The sequence below is a fragment of the Mycobacterium sp. E796 genome, assembly GCF_001672815.1.
In the GTDB taxonomy this organism is placed as follows: domain Bacteria; phylum Actinomycetota; class Actinomycetes; order Mycobacteriales; family Mycobacteriaceae; genus Mycobacterium.
In genome coordinates this window covers 52960-62545 of record NZ_LZKK01000193.1, presented here as the reverse complement: position 1 = coordinate 62545, position 9586 = coordinate 52960, and the positions used below count along the sequence as shown (strand labels likewise).

At 67.2% G+C, this 9586-nt stretch carries 9 protein-coding genes and 1 pseudogene; 7 read left to right on the top strand and 3 right to left on the bottom strand.

Going from position 1 to position 9586, the window contains the following annotated elements:
• Window positions 1–260, bottom strand: a pseudogene (locus A5706_RS14370) (NAD(P)H nitroreductase); the annotation flags it as partial.
• A 186-nt stretch (window positions 261–446) separates the two neighbouring features.
• On the opposite strand from A5706_RS14370, the gene acsA reads away from it, so the two are divergent.
• The 7 genes from acsA (at window position 447) to A5706_RS14335 (ending at window position 7301) form a co-directional block, all read left to right on the top strand.
• Window positions 447–2258, top strand: a complete 1812-nt coding sequence (gene acsA / locus A5706_RS14365; RefSeq protein WP_068131622.1) for an acetate--CoA ligase — start codon at window positions 447–449, stop codon at window positions 2256–2258.
• Entirely contained in the window at window positions 2255–3232 is a 978-nt protein-coding gene (gene pdhA / locus A5706_RS14360; RefSeq protein ID WP_068131620.1) for a pyruvate dehydrogenase (acetyl-transferring) E1 component subunit alpha, read from the top strand. Before acsA ends, pdhA begins: the two co-directional genes overlap by 4 nt.
• The gene (locus A5706_RS14355; protein ID WP_068131618.1) at window positions 3229–4218 is read left to right on the top strand and encodes an alpha-ketoacid dehydrogenase subunit beta; all 990 of its coding nucleotides are present in this window, start codon (window positions 3229–3231) and stop codon (window positions 4216–4218) included. Before pdhA ends, A5706_RS14355 begins: the two co-directional genes overlap by 4 nt.
• Entirely contained in the window at window positions 4215–5444 is a 1230-nt protein-coding gene (locus A5706_RS14350) for a dihydrolipoamide acetyltransferase family protein (RefSeq protein WP_068131616.1), read from the top strand. Before A5706_RS14355 ends, A5706_RS14350 begins: the two co-directional genes overlap by 4 nt.
• 15 nt (window positions 5445–5459) lie before the next feature.
• Window positions 5460–5714 carry an acyl carrier protein gene (locus tag A5706_RS14345; protein ID WP_068131615.1) on the top strand — a complete coding sequence of 85 codons (255 nt, stop codon included), beginning with the start codon at window positions 5460–5462 and terminating at the stop codon, window positions 5712–5714.
• Between the two features lie 113 nt (window positions 5715–5827).
• Window positions 5828–6805: an NAD(P)H nitroreductase gene (locus A5706_RS14340; RefSeq protein WP_068131613.1), complete on the top strand. Its 978-nt coding sequence runs from the start codon at window positions 5828–5830 to the stop codon at window positions 6803–6805.
• Window positions 6806–6866: 61 nt separating this feature from the next.
• On the top strand, window positions 6867–7301 hold the full coding sequence (locus tag A5706_RS14335) for a pyridoxamine 5'-phosphate oxidase family protein (protein WP_068131610.1): 435 nt from the start codon (window positions 6867–6869) through the stop codon (window positions 7299–7301).
• A 1-nt stretch (window position 7302) separates the two neighbouring features.
• Here A5706_RS14335 and A5706_RS14330 read toward each other — a convergent pair whose 3' ends face one another.
• Complete coding sequence (locus A5706_RS14330) at window positions 7303–8652, bottom strand: bifunctional lysylphosphatidylglycerol flippase/synthetase MprF (protein WP_369831867.1); 1350 nt, start codon at window positions 8650–8652, stop codon at window positions 7303–7305.
• Window positions 8653–8730: 78 nt separating this feature from the next.
• Window positions 8731–9573, bottom strand: coding sequence for a slipin family protein (locus A5706_RS14325; protein WP_068131646.1), 843 nt, complete (start codon window positions 9571–9573; stop codon window positions 8731–8733).
• Between the last annotated feature and the right edge of the window lie 13 nt (window positions 9574–9586).

Genomic DNA, 9586 nt, shown 5'->3' with positions numbered 1-9586 from the left:
GGGAACTGATCGATGTTGGTGTCCCAGCCGGCGGCGGCCATCGCGACCCGGAAATGGTCGAGCGCGGCGCCGCAGCTCATGATCGCCTCGCGACCCGAGGTGTCGGTCGACGTGACCATTCGGTGCGGGTCGACGAACAGGTCGACGCTCGTCTTGTGCGCCACCCAGCGCCAGGGCTGAATGTTGTGCAGCGAGGGTGCGCGGCACGCCAGCTCCACCGCGCTGGTGATCACGTCGGTACCCACCGTCGTCTGGGTCATTACGCACGCTCACTTCCTGTCCCATCCCGACCCTCGGGCATGCGCGCGTTCCGCCACCAGGGTCCTTGGTCCCCGGGTGAGTAGCGCCGGCTCATTGATGACTTTCGTCTCTATTGCGGAATTGCGGCCGGGCAAACGATGAACATGCCCAGGCGACAGAACAGGGCCACACCGCTAGGACGCCTCATGGATGTCATCCACAAGACCCCCGACGACTACACCGTCCGCCCCAACCTCACCGACTACGAACAAGCGCGCGCGCAGTTTCACTGGTCCGACGTGCCGGCGTTGTGCGAGGGCATGGGACCGGGCGGCTGCAACATCGCCTACGCTGCCGTAGACCGGCACGCGGAGGGCCCGACCGCGACGCGCACGGCGTTGCGCTTCGTCCTCGACCAGGGCTGGGACGGCGCGATCACCACGCGCGACCTCAGCTACGCGGACCTCGGCCGGTTCACCAAACGATTCACCAGCGCGCTGCGCTCGCTCGGCATCAACAAGGGCAACCGCGTGTTCACGATGATGAACCGCTCGCCCGAGCTATACATCGCGATGCTGGGCGCGCTTCGCAACGGAAGCGTCGTTTCGCCGTTGTTCTCGGCCTTCGGGCCCGAGCCGATCGCCACCCGGGTGAACATCGGGCAGGCCGACGTTCTGGTCACCACGGCGGCGCTCTACCGGCGCAAGATCGCCAAGATCCGTGATCGCCTGCCGTCGGTGCGCTACGTATTCGTCGTCGACGGGGACGACCGGGACGAACATGGGGCCGATCCCCCACCCGGAACGCTCAATTTCTGGCAATGGGTGGACGCGGCCGACGAGAACGCGCCGATCGAGCCGACCACCGCCGACGACCCCTCGCTGCTGCACTTCACCAGCGGCACCACCGGCACACCCAAGGGTGCCATCCACGTGCACGGCGCGGTGGCGATGCACTATCTCACCGGCCTGTACGCGCTGGACCTGCATCCCGAGGACACCTATTGGTGCACAGCGGATCCCGGCTGGGTGACGGGAACGTCGTACGGCATCATCAGCCCGCTGCTGCACGGCGTCACCTCGATCGTCGACGAGGCCGAGTTCGACGCCCAGCGGTGGTATCAGATCCTGCAGGACCAGGGCGTGTCGGTGTGGTACACCGCACCGACCGCGATACGGATGCTGATCAAGGCGGGGCCGGAAATGCCCGCGCAATACCGCTTTCCGCGCCTGCGTTTCATCGCCAGCGTGGGCGAGCCGCTCAACCCCGAGGCCGTCTGGTGGGGAAAGCGGGTGCTGGGCTTGCCGATTCACGACAACTGGTGGCAGACCGAGACGGGCGGCATCATGATCGCCAACACGCCGGCGTTCGACATCAAACCGGGATCGATGGGCCGGCCGCTGCCCGGCGTCGACGCATTCATCGTGCGCCACAACGACGACGGAACGACGACGGTGATCGACGAACCCGATGTCGAGGGTGAGCTCGCGCTCAAGCCGGGCTGGCCCTCGATGTTCCGCGGCTACCTCAATGCGGAGGAGCGCTACCGCAACGCCTTCGCCGACGGCCTCTATCTGAGCGGGGACCTGGCGAAGAAGGACGCCGACGGCTACTTTTGGTTCGTCGGGCGCAAGGACGACGTGATCAAGTCCGCGGGGCATCTGATCGGCCCGTTCGAGGTCGAAAGCGCGCTCACCGATCACCCGGCGGTTGCCGAGGCGGCCGTCATCGGCATACCCGACCCCACCGTCGGTGAAATGGTGAAAGCCTTTGTCACGCTTAAGAACGGCGTCGTGGCCGACGAAGACCTGCGCCTGGAATTGATCGGCCACGCACGCAAGCGCCTCGGGGCCACCGTGGCGCCCAAGGAGCTCGAGTTCGTGGACTCGCTGCCGCACACGAGCAGCGGCAAGATCATGCGCCGGCTGCTCAAGGCCCGCGAACTCGGCTTGCCCGAAGGCGACACCTCCACCATCGAGAGACAGCCGGACCGCCATGCGGAGGGGGTGCCGTCGTGACAGACACCAAGTTGGCCCATGAACTGTTGTCGGACATGGTTCGGGTGCGCCGTATGGAGGAGAAGTGCGCGGAACTCTACAGCGCGGCCAAGATTCGCGGGTTCCTCCATCTCTACGTCGGCGAGGAGGCCGTCGCCGCCGGGTCCCTGCGCGCGCTGGCCGACGACGACGCGGTGGTCGCGACGTACCGCGAGCACGCGCACGCGCTGCTGCGCGGCATCCCGATGACCTCGATCATGGCCGAGATGTTCGGCAAGCAGGAGGGCTGCTCCCGCGGTCGGGGAGGGTCGATGCACCTGTTCGACGCGTCGAAGCGCTTCTACGGCGGCAACGCGATCGTCGCCGGCGGCCTGCCGCTCGCGGTGGGCATTGCGCTGGCCGACTCCATGCTGCAGCAGAAGCGGGTGACGGCCTGCTACTTCGGTGACGGCGCGGTGGCCGAGGGCGCGTTTCACGAGTCGCTGAACATGGCGGCGCTGTGGCACCTGCCGGTGTTGTTCTGTTGCGAGAACAACCTTTACGCGATGGGCACCGCGCTGGAGCGCGCGCAGTCGCAGACCGACCTCACGGTCAAGGCGGCGTCGTACCGCGTGCCGACCATGGCCGTCGACGGGATGGACGTCGAGGCGTGCCACGTCGCCGCGCAGCAGGGCGTCGATCACGTCCGGGACACCGGCGGCCCGTTCTTCATCGAGTTCCGCACTTATCGGTTCCGGGCGCATTCGATGTTCGACCCCGAGCTGTACCGCGACAAGGGCGAGGTCGAACGGTGGCGCGACCGCGACCCGATCCGGTCGTTCACCGACCGGTGCCTGGACGACGGCACGCTGTCCGCCGAAGACGTTCGGGAGATCGAGGATTCGGCCGTCGCCGAGATCGAGGCCGCGGTGGCCTTCGCCGAGGCGGGCACGTGGGAGGACGTGGCGGATCTCGAACGCGACGTGCTCACCCCGACTCCGGAGGAGGCGCGATGAAGACGACGAAGACGACCTACCGGGCCGCGGTTCACGACGCGATTCGCGACGCCCTGCACGACGACCCGCGCGTGGTGCTGATGGGTGAGGACGTCGGCCGGTACGGCGGAACCTACGCGGCGTCCAAGGGACTGCTGGACGAATTCGGACCCGAGCGGGTGCGTGACACGCCGCTGTCGGAGCTGGGCTTCGTCGGGATCGGAATCGGGGCCGCCCTCAATGGATTACGCCCCATCATCGAAGTCATGACGGTGAACTTCAGCCTGTTGGCGCTCGATCAGATCGTCAATACCGCTGCGGCCCTTCGCCACATGTCGGGCGGGCAGTTCTCGGTCCCGATCGTCGTGCGCATGGCCACGGGGGCCGGACGCCAGCTCGCAGCGCAGCACTCGCACAGCCTGGAGCCCTGGTACGCCCACATCCCCGGCATCAAAGTGGTGGCCCCTGCCACCGTCGAGGATGCCTACGGCATGCTGGGCCCGGCACTGGCCGACCCGGACCCGGTGGTGATTTTCGAACACGTTCAGCTCTACAACACCTCGTCGGACATCGAGGCCCTCGGCCCCACCGACATCTCCGGAGCGGCCGTTCGCCGCGCCGGGACCGATGTCACCGTGGTGGCCTACGGCGGCTCGCTGTGGAAGGCGCTCGACGCCGCAAACGAGTTGTCGCTGGCCGGAATCGATTGCGAGGTAATCGATCTGCGGGTGCTGCGGCCACTTGACGAGGACACCATCTTGGAATCGGTGCGCAAGACGCATCGGCTGGTCGTCATCGACGAGGCCTGGCGCAGCGGCAGTCTGGCCGCCGAGATCACGGCGCGGGTGGTGGAGGGCGCGTTCTACGACCTCGACGCCCCCATCGCCCGGGTGTGCAGCGCCGAGGTCCCGATGCCGTACGCCAAGCACCTTGAGCAGGCGGCGCTGCCGCAAACCGCGCAGATCGTCGCCGCCGTCCAGGGCCTGTTCGGTGAGCCGCAACAATGATCGAGTTCAAGATGCCCGCCCTGGGCGCCGACATGGACGAGGGCACGCTCAACGAGTGGCTGGTCAAGCCCGGGGACAAGGTGACGCGCGGGCAGATCGTGGCGGTTGTCGAAACCACCAAGGCCGCCGTGGAAATCGAATGCTGGCAGGAGGGCACGGTCGGCGAACTACTCGTTCCGGTCGGTGAAACGGTCCAAGTGGGAACCACTTTGGCGACGCTGCTGGCCCCGGGCGAGCGGGCGGAAAAGCGGGTCCGGCCCGCCGCCAAGCAGCGGTCCGCAGCCCGCGATGACAAACCGTCGGCGGAACGCGCCAAGGCGCCCGTCGGGGTCACTCCTGCCGGTGCCCCGCAACATCGTCGGTGGGTGTCGCCGGCGGCTCGCCGCCTCGCGATGAGCCTGCACGTCGACATCGACGCGCTGAACGGCACCGGCCCGCAGGGCGCCGTCATCATCAGCGACGTCGAGCACGCCGCCGCCAGCATCCGGCACGCCGCCGCCCAGAAGCCGCAGAAGCCGAAAGAGGAGAAAGCGACCAAGGCCACACCGGCCGACCGCGCGGCCGCGATGCGCACGTCGATCGCCGCCGCGATGAGCCGGTCGAAGCATGAGATCCCGCACTATTACCTTGCCGACGAGATCGTGCTGGAGAAGTCGCTGACCTGGCTGACGACCCGCAACGCGCAACGGTCCATCGACGAGCGGGTGCTGCCGGCCGTGCTGCTGCTCAAGGCGGTCGGCCTCGCCGCGCAGCGCTTCGGCGAGTTCAACGGATTTTGGCGCGACGACGGGTTCGAGCCCGCGAACGGGGTCCATGTCGGCGTCGGGATCTCGCTGCGCGGCGGCGGTCTCGTCGCGCCGGCCATCCATGACGTCCCGGAGAAGAAGCTCGACGAATTGATGGACGACCTCACCGATCTCGTCGCGCGGGCGCGCTCCTTCTCCCTGCGAAGCTCGGAAATGTCCGACCCGACGATTACCGTCACCAACCTCGGCGACAAGGGCGTCGACACGGTCTTCGGCGTCATCTACCCACCCCAGGTGGCGATCGTCGGCTTCGGCCAGCCGGCCCAGCGGGTCTGCGTCATCGACGGCGGAATCCGGGTGATGAGCACCGTGCAGGCGACGCTCGCCGCCGACCACCGCGCGAGTGACGGCCACCGGGGCGCGTTGTTCCTCAGCGCGATCAACGAGCTGCTCCAGCAGCCCGACCTCCTCGAAAAGTGAGGGAAGTGAGTGCACATGACGACGATGAACGAAGACACCCGGGCGGCAGTCCTTTCCGTGCTGACAAGCATCGCCCCCGAAGTGGATCCGGACGACATCAGCGACGACGTGCTGCTGCGCGACCAGGTCGACCTCGATTCGATGGACTGGCTCAGCTTCCTTCGCGGCATTCACCGGCGGCTGCGCGTCGACATCCCCGAATCGGACTACGGGTCGCTTCGGACACTGGCCGACGTGGTGGGCTACGTCGAAAAGAACTCTTCTGCGTAGGCCTTTCGGCACCTGATCGACCCCGGCGGCCGGGTACAACGACCCTGGCCGCCAGCCGGGTTCCGGCCTACCTTCGATGGTGAAGCGAAACCTCGGCAAGGGAATTGACGGTCATGAAAACGACGGTGGACACGCAGACTCTCAGGCAAGCGGTGCAGCTCGCGTGCCGGGCTCCGTCGGTACACAACAGCCAGCCGTGGCGGTGGGTCGCCGAGGACGGGACTTTACGGCTGTTCGTCGACCGCGACCGAACGGTGCCGGGCACGGACCGCTCCGGCCGGGAGGCGATCCTCAGCTGCGGCGCCGCGCTCGATCACCTTCGGGTCGCCATGCGCGCCGCGGGATGGGGCGCGGACGTCGAACGCTTTCCGAATCCGAACGACCCCGACCATTTGGCGACTGTCGAATTCCACTCCGTCGAGTACGTCACGCGCGCGCAGCGCGATCGTGCCAACGCGATCCTGCACCGCCGAACCGACCGGCTCCCGATGGGGCAGCCCACCTACTGGGACCTCTTCGAGCCCGTGCTGCGCAGCACCTTCGACGAGAGCCTGGTGACACTCGACGTGCTCCGCGACGACGCGCGACCCGCGCTGGTCAAGGCGTCACAGCTCACCGAGTCGCTGCGCCGCGACGACGCGACGTATCACGCCGAACTCGAATGGTGGACTTCGCCTTTCGCGATGAACGAGGGTGTGCCGCCGGGCGCGCTGTTGTCCGGCAAGGAAATTCGCCGCGTGGACGTGGCGCGGGAATTTCCGGCCAGGACGGAACAGGATCGCCGTCCCGAGGTCGCGGTGGACTGGTCGAAGATATTGGTGCTGTCCACCCCCGAAGACACCAGGGCGGACGTGCTGCGGTGCGGCGAAGTGCTGTCGACCGTGCTACTGGAATGCACGATGGCGTTCCTGGCGACCTGCACGCTGACCCACCTGATCGAGCTGGACGAAAGCCGCGATGTCGTGCGCGGCCTGCTGGAACACGACGGCCAGCCGCAGGTGCTTATCCGCGCCGGCATCGCGCCGCCGATGGAAGCGACACCCGCGCCGACCCCCAGACGTGCGCCGGAGGAAGTGCTGAGCATTAGCTAGCTAAGCTGGCCCGAACGGCCAGGCGGTTGAACGACTTTGACCTATCGAAGAAAGGTGGCTGATGTCCATAACCGATGATGGCGTGACGATCCTGCCGGAGCACGAATGCTGGGAGCTGATGTCCGGCGTGGCCTTGGGACGACTGGTCACCAGCGTCGACGGCGTGCCCGAGATCTTCCCCGTCAACTTCGTGGTCCAGCACAAGTCGATCCTGTTTCGCACGGCGGAGGGCACCAAGCTGGTCAGCACCGCGATCAACAACCGCGTGCTGTTCGAGGTCGACGAACACAACGTGGCGGAGGGCTGGAGCGTGATCGTCAAGGGCAGGGCCCGCTCGCTGCGCACCGACGAGCAGATCCAGGAGGCCGAACGCGCGCAACTGTTGCCGTGGCTGTCCTCCGAGAAGACGCACTACGTGCGGGTGCTTCCCGACATGGTCACCGGCCGCCGGTTCCGGTTCGGGCCGCCGCTGCTGGGCAGCCGCGACCGCGCCTGAGTCATCTCACCAGTCGCTTGCGGCGCGGGCGCGGCATGAACTCGAGCGACAGCAACACCAGCAGCGCGGCCGGGATGTGGTGGGCGCACAGGACCACGTACCGTCGCTCGGCCACGCAATGGAACTTGTTGAGGTAGCGGTACAGGGACTCCAGCCGGATCAACGGATCGAGCAGGTGGATCAACCGATACGCGGCCCGCTGCAGCGGCGTCGGGTTCGCCGCGTCGAAGATCTCCGGGAAAGCGGCGAACGCCAGCGAAAGCCGGAGCGCTCCATTGAGTTTCGCTTCTTCGATCATGTCCACGCTGAGGCGCTCGTCGACCCCGTTCGGGGCGTCGGGGCGGCGGAACGGTGCGTCGAGGCTGACTTCCAGTCCCGCGTCGGCCGTGGTGTAGCGGTGAAACGCCACCACCCGCCCGGACCGGTCGCGCGCGATGGCCAGCTTGATGCCGGGATAGCGGCCCTGCAAAGCCCCGTCCAGGTTCATGCTGAACCCGCGTTCGGTCCGCGCTGCGCGGTGCGCGGCATACAGCACCTCGGTCAGCTCGGCGGAGAGCGCTTGATCGAGTTCTTGCTCGTCGACGATCTGTGTGGTGACCCCGCTGTTGCGGGTGCGCTGCACCGCCTGGCGCAAGTTGCGAAAACGGCGCCCCGCCAACGTGAAGCGCGGGACGTCGACGACGACGTCGCGGCCGATCGGCACTGCGATCATCTGCTGGCCGACGACCTCGTTGCGCCACAGGCTGACGTGCCGCTCCCCGGCGGCCAGCACGATGATCTGCCAACCGCGGCTTCGGCACATGCGGACGAAATCGTCCACCAGCCCGTCGAATTGGGTGGCGTCGCCGATCGGGTCCCCGCTGACGACGGCGAACCCGAGCCGGGTGCGGTAAGCGATCGCCGCGGAGCGGTCCGCGTTGAAGTGGTAGCTCTTGGACGAGTGCATGGCGAAGGGCGCCAACGGGTCCTCGCGGGTGGCGTCCACGAGCGGCCACACCTGATCCAGCAGCTCCGGTTGCGGTTTGGCCGTCGTCGGCAAGACGAGCGCGAGCCCACTGCCGGCGATGAGGAAGTTCCCGAGCACGCCGTACGAGAGGAAGTGCGCAAACACTCCGGCGCCCAGCGCGGCGGCGGAGATCAACGCGTGCCGGGCGGTGACCGGCCGGCCAAGGAAGATGCCGCGTGCAATAAAGGCCGCGGCGGCGAGCAGGGCCACCGACCACCCGAATCGCCCGGGGGCGACCCGCTCGACGCCGAGGTGTTCGCGCACGGCCAGCAGCAAGAACCAGCCCAGGGCAAAGGCCAGGATGATCACGCTGCCGAGGCGGGCCGCCGCGACATCGGCTCTCACCAGAACCCGCTGACGAGCGCGAGCCGTGACCACGCCACCGGTTTTCTGGCTAGTTCTCACGGCGGACTCGCGCGACGTTCACTGCAGGGGCGCGGCATGGACCAGCTTGTCGTCGGCCATTTCGACGGCTTGCCGGGTGGACCTCGAGGCGTCCGACTCACGGGTCAGGAAGGCGGTGAGTTCTCCGATCGCGGTCATCAGCGGGGCGGGGAAAACGATGGTGGTGTTCTTTTCCACCCCGAGTTCGAGCAGCGTCTGCAGGTTGCGCAGTTGCAACGCCAGCGGGTGCCTCATCATGGTGTCGGACGCGTCGCCGAGGGCCGCCGCGGCTCGGGCTTCCCCTTCCGCGGCAATGATTTTGGCTCGCTTCTCCCGCTCGGCCTCGGCCTCGCGGGCCATCGCGCGCTTCATGCTCTCCGGCAGCTGAATGTCCTTGAGCTCCACCAAGGTCACCTCGACGCCCCACTCCACGGTCGTGGTGTCGAGGATCTGGCGAATGCTGCCGTTGATCTTCTCGGTCTGGGCGAGCACTTCATCGAGGGAATGCTGTCCCACGACGTTCCGTAAGGTCGTTTGCGCGATCTGGTCGATGGCGGCGTTGACGTTTTCGATCACGACGACGGCCTTGCGGGCATCGACGACGCGGAAGTAGGCAACCGCGGCGATGTCGACACTCACGTTGTCGCGGGTGATGATGCCCTGCGACTGGATCGGCATCGTGACGATGCGCATCGAAATCCGCCACAGGCGGTCGATGATCGGAATGATGAACCGCAAGCCGGGTTCGCGCACCGCGATAACCCGGCCGAGCCGGAAGTGCACGCCGCGCTGATATTGCTGCACCACTCTGATCGATGCGAGCGCCAGGAGCACCACGACAACCGACCCGGAAACCGCCCAAATCGCGGCGATCTGGCTCATGACGATCACCTCT

Coding starts and splice junctions, on each gene's coding strand:
- A5706_RS14335 (WP_068131610.1), top strand. CDS start 6,867: ATGTCCATAACCGATGATGGCGTGACGATCCTGCCGGAGCACGAATGC.
- A5706_RS14340 (WP_068131613.1), top strand. CDS start 5,828: ATGAAAACGACGGTGGACACGCAGACTCTCAGGCAAGCGGTGCAGCTC.
- A5706_RS14350 (WP_068131616.1), top strand. CDS start 4,215: ATGATCGAGTTCAAGATGCCCGCCCTGGGCGCCGACATGGACGAGGGC.
- A5706_RS14345 (WP_068131615.1), top strand. CDS start 5,460: ATGACGACGATGAACGAAGACACCCGGGCGGCAGTCCTTTCCGTGCTG.
- A5706_RS14325 (WP_068131646.1), bottom strand. CDS start 9,573: ATGAGCCAGATCGCCGCGATTTGGGCGGTTTCCGGGTCGGTTGTCGTG.
- A5706_RS14355 (WP_068131618.1), top strand. CDS start 3,229: ATGAAGACGACGAAGACGACCTACCGGGCCGCGGTTCACGACGCGATT.
- acsA (WP_068131622.1), top strand. CDS start 447: ATGGATGTCATCCACAAGACCCCCGACGACTACACCGTCCGCCCCAAC.